This window comes from Luteimonas qiangzhengi, from assembly GCF_039548515.1.
In the GTDB taxonomy this organism is placed as follows: Bacteria; Pseudomonadota; Gammaproteobacteria; order Xanthomonadales; family Xanthomonadaceae; genus Luteimonas.
In genome coordinates, this window is the sequence record NZ_JBCLVE010000009.1 from 42,059 (window position 1) to 58,449 (window position 16,391).

The 16,391-nt window shown below is 63.4% G+C and carries 12 protein-coding genes and 7 tRNA genes; 4 read left to right on the forward strand and 15 right to left on the reverse strand.

Annotation, left to right across the window (positions count from 1 at the left end):
* Positions 1-36: 36 nt before the first annotated feature.
* The 3 genes from gloB to WCE59_RS07690 are packed head-to-tail and all read left to right on the forward strand — an operon-like array spanning position 37 to position 2,972.
* Complete coding sequence (gene gloB / locus WCE59_RS07680) at positions 37-807, forward strand: hydroxyacylglutathione hydrolase (protein ID WP_343258162.1); 771 nt, start codon at positions 37-39, stop codon at positions 805-807.
* The gene (locus WCE59_RS07685; protein WP_343258163.1) at positions 804-2,153 is read left to right on the forward strand and encodes a lytic transglycosylase domain-containing protein; all 1,350 of its coding nucleotides are present in this window, start codon (positions 804-806) and stop codon (positions 2,151-2,153) included. The genes gloB and WCE59_RS07685 overlap by 4 nt, the downstream gene beginning before the upstream one ends.
* A 30-nt stretch (positions 2,154-2,183) precedes the next feature.
* Positions 2,184-2,972, forward strand: coding sequence for an enoyl-ACP reductase FabI (locus WCE59_RS07690; RefSeq protein ID WP_343258164.1), 789 nt, complete (start codon positions 2,184-2,186; stop codon positions 2,970-2,972).
* Positions 2,973-3,056: 84 nt separating this feature from the next.
* Here the strand turns inward: WCE59_RS07690 and WCE59_RS07695 are convergent, their stop codons facing one another.
* The 15 genes from WCE59_RS07695 to WCE59_RS07765 all read right to left on the reverse strand — a co-directional run bounded on the left by WCE59_RS07695 (position 3,057) and on the right by WCE59_RS07765 (position 15,401).
* Positions 3,057-5,039: a SurA N-terminal domain-containing protein gene (locus tag WCE59_RS07695; protein WP_343258165.1), complete on the reverse strand. Its 1,983-nt coding sequence runs from the start codon at positions 5,037-5,039 to the stop codon at positions 3,057-3,059.
* Between the two features lie 149 nt (positions 5,040-5,188).
* Positions 5,189-5,265, reverse strand: a tRNA-Asp gene (locus WCE59_RS07700).
* A gap of 27 nt (positions 5,266-5,292) precedes the next feature.
* A tRNA-Val gene (locus WCE59_RS07705) sits at positions 5,293-5,367 on the reverse strand.
* A 12-nt stretch (positions 5,368-5,379) separates the two neighbouring features.
* Positions 5,380-5,655, reverse strand: coding sequence for an HU family DNA-binding protein (locus tag WCE59_RS07710; RefSeq protein ID WP_343258166.1), 276 nt, complete (start codon positions 5,653-5,655; stop codon positions 5,380-5,382).
* A 191-nt stretch (positions 5,656-5,846) separates the two neighbouring features.
* Positions 5,847-8,267: an endopeptidase La gene (lon, locus tag WCE59_RS07715; RefSeq protein ID WP_343258167.1), complete on the reverse strand. Its 2,421-nt coding sequence runs from the start codon at positions 8,265-8,267 to the stop codon at positions 5,847-5,849.
* A 389-nt stretch (positions 8,268-8,656) separates the two neighbouring features.
* Entirely contained in the window at positions 8,657-9,190 is a 534-nt protein-coding gene (locus WCE59_RS07720) for a hypothetical protein (protein ID WP_343258168.1), read from the reverse strand.
* Positions 9,191-9,861: 671 nt separating this feature from the next.
* Positions 9,862-11,088 (reverse strand): PAAR domain-containing protein, encoded by a 1,227-nt coding sequence (locus WCE59_RS07725; RefSeq protein ID WP_343258169.1) that lies wholly within the window; start codon positions 11,086-11,088, stop codon positions 9,862-9,864.
* 52 nt (positions 11,089-11,140) lie between these two features.
* Complete coding sequence (gene clpX / locus WCE59_RS07730) at positions 11,141-12,424, reverse strand: ATP-dependent Clp protease ATP-binding subunit ClpX (protein WP_343258170.1); 1,284 nt, start codon at positions 12,422-12,424, stop codon at positions 11,141-11,143.
* Positions 12,425-12,586: 162 nt separating this feature from the next.
* Complete coding sequence (gene clpP / locus WCE59_RS07735; RefSeq protein WP_343258171.1) at positions 12,587-13,213, reverse strand: ATP-dependent Clp endopeptidase proteolytic subunit ClpP; 627 nt, start codon at positions 13,211-13,213, stop codon at positions 12,587-12,589.
* Between the two features lie 52 nt (positions 13,214-13,265).
* A complete protein-coding gene (tig, locus tag WCE59_RS07740; RefSeq protein WP_343258172.1) occupies positions 13,266-14,564 on the reverse strand; it encodes a trigger factor in 1,299 nt (432 codons plus the stop codon).
* Positions 14,565-14,768: 204 nt separating this feature from the next.
* A tRNA-Leu gene (locus tag WCE59_RS07745) sits at positions 14,769-14,853 on the reverse strand.
* A 66-nt stretch (positions 14,854-14,919) separates the two neighbouring features.
* A tRNA-Lys gene (locus WCE59_RS07750) sits at positions 14,920-14,995 on the reverse strand.
* Positions 14,996-15,079: 84 nt separating this feature from the next.
* Positions 15,080-15,156: transfer RNA gene (locus tag WCE59_RS07755), tRNA-His, on the reverse strand.
* 49 nt (positions 15,157-15,205) lie between these two features.
* Positions 15,206-15,282, reverse strand: a tRNA-Arg gene (locus WCE59_RS07760).
* A 42-nt stretch (positions 15,283-15,324) separates the two neighbouring features.
* Positions 15,325-15,401: transfer RNA gene (locus WCE59_RS07765), tRNA-Pro, on the reverse strand.
* A 188-nt stretch (positions 15,402-15,589) separates the two neighbouring features.
* Between WCE59_RS07765 and WCE59_RS07770 the strand changes: the two genes are divergently transcribed.
* On the forward strand, positions 15,590-16,351 hold the full coding sequence (locus WCE59_RS07770; RefSeq protein ID WP_343258174.1) for a Bax inhibitor-1/YccA family protein: 762 nt from the start codon (positions 15,590-15,592) through the stop codon (positions 16,349-16,351).
* Positions 16,352-16,391 lie beyond the last annotated feature (40 nt).

Consider the following 16,391-nt stretch of genomic DNA (forward strand, 5'->3'; position numbering starts at 1 on the left):
TCCCCATTCTACTGGGTGCCGGGGAGCCGGTCCGCGATGCAAGCCACCCCTCTGAGGGCTTTGAGCGACAACTACATCTGGACTCTGGACGCGCCGGACGGGCACATGCTCGTGGTCGATCCCGGAGAAGCCGACCCGGTACTGGAAGAAGCCGCGCGCAGCGGCCGGACGCCGGCTGCGATTCTGCTCACCCATCATCACCACGACCACGTGGGCGGCGTGCCAGCCCTGCTGGAGCGCTGGCCAGGGCTGCCGGTGTACGCCCCCGATGATGAGCGCATTGCCACCGCGACCATCCGGGTGGGCGATGGAGACACCATTCAGACCGGCCCGTGGCGCCTGCAGGTGATCGCCGTGCCGGGCCACACCAGCAGTCATATCGCCTTCCACGGTCACGGCACGCTGTTCCCGGGCGACACCTTGTTCAGCCTGGGTTGCGGGCGGCTGTTCGAGGGTAGCCCGGCGCAGATGCTCCAGTCGCTGGATCGCCTGGCCGCCTTGCCGCCGCAGACACTGGTCTGTTGCGGGCATGAATACACGCGCAGCAACGCCGCTTTTGCCCTGGCCGTCGAGCCGGGCAATGCGCAGCTGCGCGAACGCAGTGAGGAAGTCGAGCGCATGCGCGCCCAGGATCAACCCACATTGCCATCCACCCTCGCCCAGGAACTGGCCTGCAACCCGTTCCTGCGCATCGACGTACCGCAGGTGCGCGCCGCCCTCGTGGGCCGGCTGAGCACTGACCAGGCCGACAACCGGGTGGCGCTGTTTGCCGCGCTGCGTGCGTGGAAGGACAACTTCAGCGGATGATTTTCAGACGGAATCCCCGTTCGAGCAGGCATGCCGCTGGCCTGCTTGCTGCCGCCCTGCTGGGCGCACTCTGCGCGCTGCCGGCTTCGGCCGCCAGCAACAGCGGCACGGCCATGGGCCTGCAGATGCCGGCCATTGCCGGATCCACCGGACAGACCACCGACGCCCTGCAGCCCATCACCCGCAGCGGGCGCGACATCTATATCGATTTCCGCGACGGGCTGTCGGACCAGGAATGCGCGGTGGACTCCAGCGACCGCTGGCGACAGCATTTTTCCCATGTCCCACGTGATCTCGCCGATCGCCCGGATCGGTTGCTGCCGCTGTTCGGTTACGTGGTCGATTCCCTGCGCGAGTACCACCTGCCCACCGAATACGCGCTGATCCCGTTCGTCGAGAGCGGCTACCAGCCCGGGGCACGCAGCCCATCCGGGCCGACCGGTCTGTGGCAGTTCATCACCGCCACCGCCCGCAACCACGAGGTCGCGATCCGGCCCGGTTACGACGGCCGGCTCTCGCCAGTGGAGTCAACCACCGCCGCGGTGCGCTATCTGCGCACGCTGCACGGCATGTTCGCCGGCGACTGGCGGCTGGCCGTGATGGGTTACAACGCCGGTGAATACCGGATCTTCGGCGCCTTGCGCAACGCCGGCCAGCGGGCCATGGACGCCGAGCCCGAGAAGCTGTCCGTGCCGCCCATTACCCGCGCCTACGTACGCAAGCTGCAGGCCCTGGCCTGCCTGCTGGTGGAGGCCGGAGAGCGCGAGGAATGGCTGCAGGCGATCGACCAGACGGTACCGGTGCTGACCGCCGCGGAGCTGCCGGCCAATGTGCGCCAGCTGGACACCTGGGCCAATCGCAGGGGCCTGGATCCCGCGATGGTCCGGCACTTCAATCCGGTCTTCGCCAACGGCAACGTGGCCAGCGCCAACCGCGGCCAGTCTGTGCTGGCCCCGGCACCCGCCGAGCACGCCCTGATGGCGCTGCGGGTGGAGCAGGCGCCGATCACCCGTCCGCCCGCACTCGCACCCGAGCTCGCACCCGAGCTCGCGCCCGGCCGACGCGCCCGGAACGACAGCCCCGTCTTCCTCGCTGATGCCAGCGACCTGGTGGAAGACGACGCAACCACGGTTGCCGCCCTGCCGCCGGCAACGACCCGCACCGCCCCCCGCCTGCATACGGTGGCGCGCGGCGAGTCCATCTGGCGCATCGCCCGCCACTATGGGCTGAGCGCGGCCCAGCTGCTGCTGCGCAACGGCCTTGAAGCCAGCAGCGTGATCCAGCCCGGCATGGTCCTGCAGATTGACGAAGGCGGCCCCGGTAGACAGCCGCACATGGCAAACTAGAGCGGTTGTTCAACCGCGAGATCACTATCCATGGGTTTTCTGAAAGGCAAGCGCGCCCTGATCACGGGCATCGCAAGTCAGCGTTCGATCGCCAACGGCATCGCCGAAGCGATGCACCGGGAAGGGGCCGAACTGGCCTTCACGTACCAGAATGACAAGCTCAAATCGCGCGTGGAGGACGTTGCCTCGCGCCTGGGCGGCGGGCCGTCATTCCCGCTTGATGTCACTGATGATGCCGAGATCGAAGCTCTTTTCTCCGACCTGGGCAAGCACTGGACCGACGGCTTCGACATCCTCGTCCACGCCATCGCATTCGCCCCGCGCGAAGCCATCGCAGGCGAGTTCCTCGACGGCCTTTCACGCGATGCGTTTTCGACCGCCCATGACATTTCCGCGTACTCCTTCGCGGCCCTGGCCAAGGGCGCCCGACCGCTGATGCAGGGACGCAATGGCTCCATGCTGACGCTGACCTACCTGGGCGCCGTACGCACCCTGCCCAGCTACAACGTGATGGGCGTGGCCAAAGCCAGTCTGGAAGCGACCATGCGCTACCTGGCCTACAACCTGGGGCCGGAAGGTATCCGGGTGAATGCCATCTCGGCCGGGCCGATCAAGACGCTCGCCGCGGCCGGCATCGGCGGCTTCCGCAAGATCCTGGGCCATGTGGAATCCGAAGCACCGCTGCGGCGCACGGTCACCATCGAGGACGTGGGCAACGTGGCCGCGTTCCTGGCCTCGGACCTGGCAGCCGGCGTCACCGGCGAGGTCACCTACGTGGACGGCGGCTACAACATCGTCAGCATGACCGGCATCGAGTGAGCCGGACGGGGCCACGCCCCTGACAAGCGCGCAAAAAAAGACCCGGGCTTGCACCCGGGTCTTTTTTTGTCATGACCAATCCCGTCAGAGCTGGGATTCAACCACCGTCACTTTCATGTTCTGACGGAGCGTGCGCAGCAACGAGGCAGCCGCATCGTTACCGGCGCCCACCTCCAGCTGCTGGGCCAGCATGGCGCGCTCCTGCGCACTGGCGTCCTCCGGATTGCCCGGGTTCACCGCGGTCACTTCGAACACCACGATATGGCCGTCATCCAGCACCACCTTGCCCGGGGTTGAGGCACCCTCTGCCGGTGCTTCGGCGGAGAAATAGGCTTCCACCGCGGCCGGATGTGGCACTGGGGTACCGCGCGGCACGCCCGGCACTTCCTGCACGGCCAGGCCTTCCTCTTCGGCAACCTCGCTGAGCGCGGTGCCCTGGCTCATGCGCTCGATGATGCCGTCGGCCTGGGCGATCGCGCGGTTGGTCGCACGGTCCACACGGATCGCGGCGATCACCTCGTCGCGGACTTCCTCCAACGGACGGACACGCTCGGGAGAATGACCGGTCACGCGGATCAGGACGCTGTGGTTCGGGGCGATATCGATCGGATCACTGACCGTCTGGTCCTCGATCAGGCTTTCGGTGAACGCAGCGCGCTGCACCGCCGGGTTGGCGATGACGCCCTCACCTTCGCCGCGGGCGAACGGCCCCGCCTGCTTCACTTCGAATCCACCGATCGCCGCTGCCGGCTCCAGGGAGTTCGGATCACGGTAAGCCTGGTCCACCACGGTGCCGACCAGATCACTGTAGGCGCGCTCGCGGGCGCTGCCTGACAACTCCTCCAGCAGCTGGTCACGCACGTCTTCAAAAGCAACCGTGTCGCCGCCGCCCTGCACTTCGCGCAGCTGCAGCACGTGCCAGCCGAAGTCAGTCCTGACCGGTCCGCTCACGTCGCCCGGCTCCATTTCAAACAGCGCCTGCTCGAACTCGGCCACCATCTCGCCGGGCTGCACCCAGCCCAGGTCACCGCCCATTTCAGCCGAGCCGAAATCCGCCGAATGTTCGCGGGCCAGCGCGGCAAAGTCCGCATCGGGGGCGGCGGCCTGTTCGGCCAGCTCGCGTGCCTGGGCCTGGGCCGCCTGCGACTCCTCGGCGCTGGCGTCGGCCGGCACTTCAATCAGGATGTGCGATGCCAGACGCTGCTCATCGCCCACGAAGCGCGCACGCTCGCTCGCAAAGTGAGCACGCAATTCCTCATCCGTCGGCTCATCGTCGATCTCCAGACCTGCGGCCTGCATTTCGATGTATTCGATCGTGACCGTCTCGGGCGCACGATATTCGGCGCTGTTGGCCTGGTACCAGGCATTGATTTCCTCGTCGCCAACCTCTTCCGCGTCGGGCTCGAGCGCCGGGATCACTGCGAAGGAAACATCGCGGCGTTCGCCCAACAGCACCAGCAGCCGATCGATCCGGGCCTGGGTAACAAACGCCGAATCGGCCACCTGCACCGGAATCAGCGACTGCTGCAGGCTCTCACGCACCAGGTTTTCGAACTGGGTCGGGCTCTGCGGTGGCACCTGGGACTGCAATGCCACCTGATAACGCTGCAGGTCGAACTGGCCGTCCACCTGGAAGCCGGGAATCTGCTGGATCTGCGCGGCCACCTGCGCATTGCCGACCGCGATGCCGCGGCTGTCGGCAGTGAGCCTCAGCACGGTCTGATCAATCAGGCCTTCAAGCACCTGGCGACGGCTCTCGATCGATTCGAAGCTACGCGGATCAAACGCGTCGCCCTGCTGGATGCGGCGCTGCTGCCGCTCCTGTTCGAATGCCCGTCGGAAGTCTTCGGTCTCGATGATTTCGCTGTTCCACACCAGCTTGCGCACCGGCCACAGGTCGGGGGCACTGCGCCACCATGAGGGCGGGGCTTCCACCTTGGCCGCGTAATTGGCACCGCTCTGGAACAGGTACTGCTCCATGCCGAAGAACGCGAACGGAATTGCCAGCAGGATCACGATTCCAATCGCGATCCAGCCTGTCATCTTGTCTCTGAGTGCTTGCAGCATTGTATGTACAGACCCTGGAGGTAGCCGCGCATTTTAAACCGGATTGCACCGCCGCAGGCGCTGGGCTGCTGGAGGGCACGAACACACGATGCGGATGAAAGCCTTAAAAGCAAAAACCCCTGCCTGGGCAGGGGTTTTTGGGTCAAAAATGGCGGAGCGGACGGGACTCGAACCCGCGACCTCCGGCGTGACAGGCCAGCATTCTAACCAACTGAACTACCGCTCCGCGCTTGAAACCTTTTGAAGCCTGGCGTGGTGGGTGCTGAGGGGTTCGAACCCCCGACCCTCGCCTTGTAAGGGCGACGCTCTACCGCTGAGCTAAGCACCCCGACTAAGACGATTAGTTTACAGCGTCTTTCAGCGCTTTACCAGCCTTGAATGCAGGATTCTTTGCAGCCGGGATCTGGATCTCTTCGCCGGTGCGCGGATTGCGGCCGGTGCGTGCAGCGCGGTCGCGCACTTCGAAGGTGCCGAAGCCGGCAATGGCAACGCTGTCGCCGCGGCCGAGGGTGCTGGTGATGGTATCGAACACCGTATCCACGGCGCTGGTCGCGTCAGCGCGGGTCAGGCCAGCCTTGGCGGCCACGGCTTCGATGATGTCACTCTTCTTCGTCATGTCTCTCGTAACTCCTGATGCGACCCGGGTCGCGTTGATTTCGAACGGCCAAACGCTCGATGCGGAGCGGCCAACCCGCTGGATGAAGCCGCGAACAGGTCACTTTATACCAGTGCGCCCCATCGACGCGCAACCGAAAAGTCCCACAACCGCGCCACTTTCGGCCTCCCTGCCACAGCAGCGCGCAGGCGTCAATGCTTGCTGACGGGTGTCCTTTCACGTGACTTAGCCGGCTTGGAGATCACGCCTTCGGCCGCTTTGGCCGCCCGCTGCGGCAGCGGCCGCTCCAGCGCAATGTCGAGCACTTCCTCGATCCACTTCACCGGAATGATCTCCAGGTCATCGGTCACGTTTTTGGGAAGATCGGCCAGGTCCTTGCGGTTGTCCTCGGGAATGATGACCGTGCGGATACCGCCGCGCAGTGCCGCCAGCAGCTTTTCCTTGAGCCCGCCGATCTCGGTCACCTTGCCGCGCAGGGTAATTTCACCGGTCATGGCCACATCCGAGCGCACCGGGATCTTGGCCAGCATGGAGACCAGCGCCGTGGTGATGGCAATGCCTGCGCTCGGCCCATCCTTCGGGGTCGCGCCGTCCGGCACGTGCACGTGGATATCGCGCTTCTGCAGCCATTCAATATCAACGTCGATCTGGTCCGCACGCGCGCGCACGATGGAGTGTGCAGCCGAAGCGGATTCCTTCATCACGTCGCCCAGCTGGCCGGTCAGGATCAGATTGCCCTTGCCCTGCATGTGGGTGGCTTCGATCTGCAGCAGATCGCCGCCTACCTCGGTCCAGGCCAGTCCGGTCACCATGCCGATCTCGTTGCCCTGCTCTGCCCGGCCGAAGTCGAAGCGGCGCACGCCCAGGTACTTTTCCAGGTTCTTTGAAGTGACGCTGATCGCCTTGGTCTTCTTCTTCGGACCGGCCAGCGCGATTTCCTTGACCACCTTGCGGCAGATCTTGGCGATTTCGCGTTCCAGGTTGCGCACGCCGGACTCGCGCGTGTAGTAGCGCACGATGTCGCGGATCGCGCCCTCGGCGATCTTCAGCTCTTCTTCCTTCAGGCCGTTGGCCTTGAACTGCTTGCGCAGCAGATAGCGCATCGCAATGTTGAGTTTCTCTTCCTCGGTGTAGCCGGGGATGCGGATCACTTCCATCCGATCCAGCAGCGGGCCGGGAATGTTGAGCGAGTTGGCGGTGGCGATGAACATCACCTCCGACAGGTCCATGTCCACCTCAAGGTAGTGATCGTTGAACGCGTCGTTCTGTTCCGGATCCAGCACCTCAAGCAGTGCCGAGGACGGATCGCCGCGGAAGTCCATCGACATCTTGTCGATCTCATCGAGCACGAACAGCGGGTTCTTGGTGCCGGCCTTGGTCAGGTTCTGCACGATCCGACCCGGCATGGAGCCCACGTAGGTGCGGCGGTGTCCACGGATCTCGGCCTCATCACGCACCCCGCCCAGCGACATGCGCACGAACTTGCGGTTGGTGGCCTTGGCGATCGACTGCCCCAGCGAGGTTTTACCCACACCCGGCGGGCCGACCAGGCACAGAATCGCGCCCTTCATGTTCTTCACCCGGGTCTGCACGGCCAGGTATTCGAGGATCCGCTCCTTCACCTTCTCAAGGCCGTAGTGGTCGGCATCCAGCACGTCCTGGGCGACGTTGAGGTCCTTGCGCACCCGGCTGCGCTTCTTCCACGGCACGCCCAGCAGCCACTCCAGGTAGTTGCGCACCACCGCGGCCTCGGCCGACATGGGCGACATCTGCTTGAGCTTGTTGAACTCGCTCTTCGCCTTGGCCTCCACCCCCTTGGGCATGCCGGCCTCGGCGATCTTGCGGGCGATCTCCTCCATGTCGTTGGGCGCGTCATCGATCTCGCCCAGCTCCTTCTGGATCGCCTTCATCTGCTCGTTGAGGTAGTACTCGCGCTGGGACTTCTCCATCTGCCCCTTCACGCGGCCGCGGATGCGTTTTTCCATCTGCTGCACGTCAATTTCGCCGTCCACCAGACCCACCAGAGCCTCCAGGCGATCACCAATTTCGGCGGTTTCCAGCAGCTTCTGTTTGTCGGCCAGGCGCACGCCCAGGTGCGCGGCAATCGTGTCTGCCAGGCGTCCCGGCTCGTCGATACCCGACACCGTCTGCAGCAGCTCCGGCGGCAGCTTGCGGCTGGTCTTCACGTACTGCTCGAACAGGTTCATCAGCGAGCGGGCAACCGCCTCGATCTCGCGGGCCTCGCGCCCGTCGCTGGTCTCGATTTCGACGCCCTGTCCCACCAGGCTGCCATCGCGCTCGGTCACCTCGCTGATCGCAGCGCGCGACACGCCTTCCACCAGCACCTTGATGGTGCCGTCGGGCAGCTTCAGCAACTGCAGCACCTGCGCCAGGGTACCGGTGGCGTACACATCGTCGGCGGCGGGGTCGTCAACATCGGCCGACTTCTGCGCCACCAGCAGGATGCGCTTGTCGCCTTCCATCGCCATGTCCAGCGCGCGGATGGACTTGTCCCGGCCGACGAACAGCGGGATCACCATGTGCGGGAACACCACGACGTCGCGCAGCGGCAGCACCGGCAGTTCAAGGATTTCGGTAGAGGGAGTGCTCATCAGGGCTCCGGATTTCATGTGCAGGGCCGGCTTCGTCCGGCATGCCCTCGTTATGGGGCTGACCGGAGAGGGATGCAACCCGACCGGGACCAAATGCAGTGCCGTTTCGCAGAAGAACCTGTTGGATCAAGCAGTTAAATTGCTTCGGCGGCATCACCTGTCCGTAGACCAGACATTCTCTGGACGCAAGACGATGGGGTGCATTCCCCACATCCAGAGTGATCAACCACAGCTTTGGCAAGCTTTGCGCATTCACTACCCCGGAAGAAACACCAGCCGCGTCGATACCCCCATTCGCCTTCATCCACTGTCAAGCAGTCAAGAACATCCTCACCGCTGGAGCAGACTTCCAACGACCACGCGGCACGTGATGTTGCTCCTCCCGCAAATTACCGCCGGAGCCGGTAGAGCTCACGGCACGGGTCTCCGTCAGGGATATTGGCACTGCTTGTCCACAAATCGTGGACAAGGATGGAGCCGTCTGCCCGCGTGCTCAGACAGAAATCCCCGGAATACTTGCGGTTGCGAACTCCCCTACGCAGCAGGACATCGGTGTTGAGGCTGACGCTATACGCCACCCCCGTGCGCAAGCGGGTCGGAGACACCATCACATCGGCATCATCCGGTTCCAAGCCATAGGGAACACAGTTGCCGCCCTGGATCAGCATCGCATGGGACGGCAGGCCCATGGACCACGCCACCCTTCCATCATTGGCCAGCGGGGCGCCCTGAGCTGCCGCGACGTGAACCATTACTATCTGGGAGGGATTCCGGCGTACCACCCGACTGTCATCCAGTGCGAAACAAGGCAAGCTGCCGGATTGCTTAATCTTGGCCCGGTACATCGACGACATGGCGCGGCCATCCATTGAGTGCACACACCCGAAGAAAAAGACGACGACGGTCAGTATGGAAATTCGCATACGTGGTGAATGGGCGGCAAAAACGGTGCTTCGCGGCTGATGCGACCCGCCCTTTTTCCTGAAAGTTCGACTTGAAACAGGAATGCCCTCACAGCAATGTGTTTGCCGACAAAGATGCAACTCACTTCACACGATAGAGGCCTCGACAAGCATCGTCAGCAAGCACATCTGAGCGAGGCGTCGCCCCAAGGTCATGCACTTTGATACTCCCATCGGTCTGACTGCTCAGGCAAAAATGGCCCGCATATCTACGATTCTCCAAGCGTCCTGTGTTTACGAGATCCGTGTTAAGTGTGACTAGATAGCCAACGCCCAGCTGCAACTCTTCAGCTGCCACCATTGATTCCGTACCCGGGGGGCTATCGCCGTACTTTATGCACTCTTCACCCTGCAACGTCCGATCGACACCTTGTGGGAACCCGATAGACCAAGCTATCGACCCGTCCCGGGCCATGGCTGCGCTTTGTGGAATCGCGACGTGAACCATCACAAGTCGCGAAGCATGTCGCGCTGTATGTGGATCGTTCTGCAACGCAAAGCAAGGCACGTCACCTGCTTGCTTGACTCTTGCCTGATACATCGAGGTGCTGGCGCTTCCCTCCAATGAAAAGACGCTACAGCCCAGTGCCAGACCGGAGAGACAAAAAACGATCGCGCGCAGCCTGACCATATCAAGGAAGGCTCTTGCGGTTCGATGGGTCCCGGATGAAATCACTAAGCACAGCGCTGAAAAGCACAGCCGCATCTGGATCACTCCTGTAGTTTGCCTGCCTCATTACGAAAACGTCCCGGAGAAATGACAGGGCGAAGTAGTCCGCCAGAATGTTCCCCTGAGCTTCCATGTTGTAATCAGAAAGCCTTTTGTCAGCAGCAAGAACGTATTCGTACCCGAGACCCACCCGAAGCGCTCCTCGCCATTTGACTGGATAGCCCAGCTGATGCTGCCAGACGTGGGTCATTTCATGCATGAACCACCACTGGTAGTCAGGAGAGGCGGGATCGGAAAAATCTTCTTGGAAGTGCTTCGGATTGAAGTAGATGTGGCCGTTCGGAGCCATCGCCGCGTTATCCGGCTGCAATCCGAACCACAGGTACTCCCGGTTGTGGATCCGGACCTTTGAATAGTCGATGGCGTCGCCAAATACCAGACGCGACATCGCTATCTCCCCCTGGGTCAGCCCTCGTGCATCACCTTCGGGAGTCGCTACCTGGTGAACCGAAACTCCAAACCCTTCCGCACTGGTCGTCACCCCTTCCAATGCGATCTCGAGCGGGTCCAAGGACTCCGGGCAGTGATGGGCATGCGCGGGACAGCACACCACATCTTCCGGATTCAAAACGACCTTGACGATCCGCTGCGGCGTTTGCGTGACCACGCGTGCCGTGTTCCCGGCATCATCCGTCCGCCCTTCGAGGCAGGACCCATCCTCCAGTTGAAGGACATAGGCGGCATCACACAGCACTCGCCCTGACCCGTCAACGAGGCACAGGCCCTGATCGAACTCACCCGCCGGTCCTGTCGTTGCAGCCCCCTCTGTGGCGTTGCGCAGCTTCGCAACTGCTGCTGCAACGCCTGCAGCCGCAGCTAAAGATGCCAGCCCACCCGCTCCGCCCGCTCCCCCACCCCCCACATCCACAAACACCCGCACCTGCTGCGCCGACAGCACCTTGCAGCCGCACGCCAGCGAGCTGCCATGCAGGGCCACGGGCTGGCCGTCCACCACCAGGGTGGAGTCGCCGTCAACTATGGGGTAGGCGCCCTTGTGGCGCGGGCAGGTGGCCTGGTCGTTGACCCGGGCCACGGGAATGCCATCGATATCGGTGAACGACGAGCCGGTGATGACGCTGCCGCCGCTGCTGGTCGGGTCTCCGACCACGATCCAGTTCCTTGCCATCATGCGCTCCTTGCACGATCGGCGGGCCCAGTGCCCGCCGCTGGAATCCTTCCTGCTACTCGGCCGAAGCCACCTTCTGTGACGGCGGGTTCTGGTAGATGAGGTACGGCTCGGTCTTGTGGTCGATGACCGCCTCGTCCACCACCACCTTGCTGACGTTCTCAAGCGACGGCAGCTCGTACATGGTGTCGAGCAGCACCGACTCGACGATGGTGCGCAGCCCGCGTGCGCCGGTCTTGCGCTTGATCGCCTTGCGCGCAATGGCGGCCAGGGCGTCGTCGCGGAACTCCAGCTCTGCGCCTTCCATCTCGAACAGCTTCTTGAACTGTTTGGTGATCGCGTTCTTCGGCTCGGTGAGGATCTTGATCAGCGCACCCTCGTCCAGCTCCTCGAGCGTGGCGACCACCGGCAGACGGCCGACGAACTCGGGGATCAGGCCGAACTTGATCAGGTCTTCAGGCTCGACGTCAGCCAGCACCTTGCCGGAATCGACCTTGCGTTCGCTGCTCTTGACCTTGGCCGAAAAGCCGATGCCGCCACCGTCACTGGTGCGCTGCTGGATGATCTTGTCCAGGCCGGCAAATGCGCCACCGACGATGAACAGGATATTGCTGGTATCGACCTGCAGGAACTCCTGCTGCGGATGCTTGCGTCCGCCCTGCGGCGGCACGCTGGCCATGGTGCCTTCGATCAACTTGAGCAGCGCCTGCTGCACGCCTTCGCCGGACACGTCGCGGGTGATCGACGGGTTCTCGCTCTTGCGGGAGATCTTGTCGATCTCGTCGATGTAGACGATGCCCTGCTGCGCCTTCTCGACGTCGTAGTCGCACTTCTGCAGGAGCTTCTGGATGATGTTCTCAACGTCTTCACCCACGTAACCGGCCTCGGTCAGCGTGGTCGCGTCGGCCATGGTGAACGGCACGTTGAGCATGCGCGCCAGGGTCTCGGCCAGCAGGGTCTTGCCCGAACCGGTGGGACCCACCAGCAGGATGTTGGACTTGGCCAGTTCGACCTCGTCACTCTTCTGCCTGCTTTCGATGCGCTTGTAGTGGTTGTAGACCGCCACCGCCAGGGTGCGCTTGGCGCGCTGCTGGCCGATCACGTATTCGTCCAGCACCTCGAGGATTTCCTTCGGCTTGGGCAGCGAGCTGCGCGCCGACTGGGCTTTTTCCTCGAGCTCCTCACGGATGATGTCGTTGCACAGTTCAACGCACTCATCACAGATGAACACGCTGGGGCCCGCAATCAGCTTGCGCACCTCATGCTGGCTCTTTCCACAGAAAGAACAGTAGAGGATCTTGCTGCTGTCGCCGGAACGGCCCTGGGAGTCATTGCTCATGCGTTGCTTACCCGCTGGTACGGCGCCCTGTGGCGCTGGATCGATTTGAGAATAGCATAGCGACTGCGCCGCGCCAGCACCGCGCCGGAACACAGAAACCCGTTGTTTAACGGCACTTTGCGCGCGTCCTGCCCGTCTTTGGGCAGGCAACTGGAGACATCGTCAGACAGGCTGGATGCTCTCGTCGGGACGCCGCTCGAGCACCTCGTCGATCAGGCCATAATCGCGCGCGGCCTCGGCACTCTTGAAGTTGTCGCGCTCGGTATCGCTCGCGATGGTGTCCATGCTCTGACCGGTGTGGCGGGAGAGGATCTCGTTCAGGCGCTGCTTGAGCGAGAGGATCTCGCGGGCGTGGATCTCGATGTCGGTGGCCTGACCCTGGAAGCCGCCCAGCGGCTGGTGGATCATGATCCTGGAGTTCGGCAGCGCATAGCGCTTGCCCTTGGCACCGGCCGCGAGCAGCAGTGCGCCCATGCTGGCCGCCTGGCCAACGCAGATGGTGCTCACGTCAGGCTTGATGAACTGCATGGTGTCGTAGATCGCCAGGCCCGCAGTGACGATGCCGCCCGGCGAGTTGATGTACAGGCTGATGTCCTTCTCGGGATTTTCAGCCTCCAGGAACAGCAGCTGGGCGACGATCACGTTGGCCACGTGATCGTCGACCGGGCCAACCAGGAAGATCACCCGCTCCTTGAGCAAACGCGAATAGATGTCGTACGCGCGCTCCCCGCGACTGGTCTGTTCGACCACCATCGGGACGAGGTTGAGGGCCTTGGTCTGGTTGATCATGCTGTCTGGGTATCCAACTTGGAAAGGCGGGCTATCGCCGTGAACGGAACGATCACGCCTGCGGCGCGATCGCTTCCTGGAAGGTCAATTTCTCGTCGGTGTGCTGGGCGCGCTCGGCGATCCAGTCGATCACCTGCTCTTCCATCACCCTGTTCTGCAATCCTGACATGAGTTGGGGATCGTTGCGGTACAACTCAATGACCTGCTCCGGTTCCTCATAGGTGGAAGCGATCAGGCGCAGGGTTTCATTCAGGCGCTTGGGATCAAGCATGAGCTTGTTGGTCCGCGCGACTTCACCCACCAGCAGACCCATCAGCACGCGCCGGCGCGCCACTTCCATGAACTGCTTGTCCGGCAGGTCCGGCACCTGGCGGCCCTGACGACGCGCCTGCTCCACGGAGTCCTGGGCCAGCGCGCGCGCCTCGTTTTCCACCAGGCGCGGCGGCAGCTCGACGTGCTCCCAGGTGGAGACCAGCTGCTCGCCGACTTCGCGACGCAGGCGGTTCATCAGCGCGCCCTTGAGCTCGCGCTGCAGGTTGGTACGGATTTCGGTGCGGAACTGCTCCAGCTCGCCCTTCTTCACGCCAAAGCTCTTGATGAAGTCGGCATCAACCTCGGGCAGCATCTCTTCGGACACCCGCTCCACCTTCAGGTGGGCCTGGGCCTTCTTGCCGGCAAGCTGCGACACGCGCCAGTCGGCCGGGAACTCGACCTCGACGGTCTTTTCCTCACCGGCGGACATGCCCACAAGCGCGTCTTCCAGCGCCGGCAGCATCGCGCCCGAACCGATCACCAGGGTGCCCTTTTCCGAGCCTTCCGGCGGCAGGCGTTCGTCGCCGGCCTGCGACCAGGTCTCGATATCCACTGCGTCGCCCTGCGCAGCCGGACGGGTCACCGCGCTCCAGCTCCTGCGCTGCTGGCGCAGGTTGTCGATCATGCGGTCGATGTCCTCATCGGCGACTTCACCGGTGTGACGCACCACCGTCAGCTTGGAAACGTCGATCTCGCCGAAGTCCGGCACGACTTCGAAGGTGGCCACATAGGACAGCTCATCGTCGCCTTCCGAAGCCGGCTCGATCCGCGGGCTGCCTGCCACGCGCAGCTCGTTGGCACTGATGGCGCCATCAAACTGCTCGCGCAGCAGGCGGTCCAGCACCTCGGCACGGACCTGCGCGCCAAAGCGCTGCTTGATCACGCTGGTGGGCACCTTGCCCGGGCGGAAGCCCTTGATGCGGGCGGTGCCGGCCATTTCGCGCAGGCGGCCGCCAACGTCGCTTTCCAACTGTTCTGCCGGAACCTGGAAAGTCATCCGGCGCTCGAGATTGCCGGTGGATTCGACCGAAACTTGCATAACCACTCCTGCACCGCGGCCGTGGGCCGGGAATTTCATCATTGTCGGGATACCGGAACCGGGGGTCGCACAGCTGACGCCCGGGCTCCAGCGGAACGGGATATTGTGGCGGATTCGGGGGGCGGACGCTACAGGGCGGCGTGATCCGCGCAGCCCACGGACGCACGTTCGCCCGTGTATCAGCGTGCCGGTTCCGCTTGAAGATGGTGCGAAAGGGGGGACTCGAACCCCCACGCCTTGCGGCACCGGCACCTAAAGCCGGGGCGTCTACCAATTCCGCCACTTTCGCAATCGCGGGCCAATTCTACCCGCACCACAACGAAAAACGCCCGGCAATGCCGGGCGTTTTCGAAACTGGTGGGCCGTGATGGATTCGAACCATCGACCAGCGGATTAAGAGTCCGATGCTCTACCAACTGAGCTAACGGCCCGGATAAATCGGGTGGCGCAGTGTAACGGCGCGTTTCCCGGATGGCAATCAAAATTTCGATGCCATCAAAAATCAGGGTTGAAACTGGGGTGGCTGAGGGGAGTCGAACCCCCGACCCCCGGAATCACAATCCGGTGCTCTAACCATCTGAGCTACAGCCACCACATCTGGAACATTGAAACACTTTACGAACCACTTTGCGCCGCTGGATTGGCGCGCCCGGCAGGACTCGAACCTGCAACCACCGGCTTAGAAGGCCGGTGCTCTATCCGGTTGAGCTACGGGCGCCCGCGCCGGATTGTCGCATCGACTCCCGTCCGTGGCGACCGGTGGTCGGGGTAGAGGGATTCGAACCCCCGACATCCTGCTCCCAAAGCAGGCGCGCTACCAGACTGCGCTATACCCCGCCGATGCCGAACGGTCCGTTCCTGAGTTGCCGGCGACTTGCATCGTCGGCCCGGGAACCGCGTATTGTCCGGGGCGTGTGGGCCGGTGTCAATCGGGTCGTTGCCGCTCTTCCCGGCGCTGCCAGCGGGAATCCACGTCTTCACGTGTATCCTCAGCGCCAGCATCCATTCAAATCAAAGAGGTATCCATGCGCAGCGGAAATCCCGCCCTCAAGGAATCCACATTCCTGGACCTGGGCAGCGGCACTGTCGTCTCCTGCCCTGACCAGGTGATGACCCTCAACGGCACTGCCAACAAGACCGGCCTGCTGTTGCTGCTGGCAACCCTCACCGCGGCCTGGGCCTGGAGTCAGGCGCTGACCCCGACCGGTGAGCCCGCACCGGGCTTCAACCTGTACATGTGGGGCGGCCTGATCGGCGGCTTCGTGCTGGCCATGGTGACGGTGTTCAAGAAGGAATGGGCGCCGGTCACCGCGCCGCTGTACGCGCTGGTCGAGGGCTTCTTCCTCGGCGCGATCTCGGCCATGTTCAACCACATGTACGAAGGCATCGTGATGCAGGCGGTGATGCTCACCTTCGGCACCCTGTTCGTCATGCTGTTCGCCTACCGCTCGGGGCTGATCAAACCTACCGAGAAGTTCAAGATGGGCGTGGTGGCTGCCACCGGCGGGATCATGCTGGTGTACCTGGCCTCGATCGTGCTGAACATGTTCGGCAGCGGCATCCCGTTGATCCACGAGTCGGGGCTGATCGGGATCGGCTTCAGCCTGTTCGTCGTGGTGATCGCGGCACTGAACCTGGTGCTGGACTTCGACCTGATCGAAACCGGGGTGGAACGCGGCGCGCCCAAGTTCATGGAGTGGTACGGCGCCTTCGCCCTGATGGTCACCCTGGTATGGCTGTACATCGAGTTCCTGCGCCTGCTGGCCAAGCTGAATTCGCGTGACTGACGGACTTCGCATGTTTCACGAAAGGGCGCCCAGGTGGCGC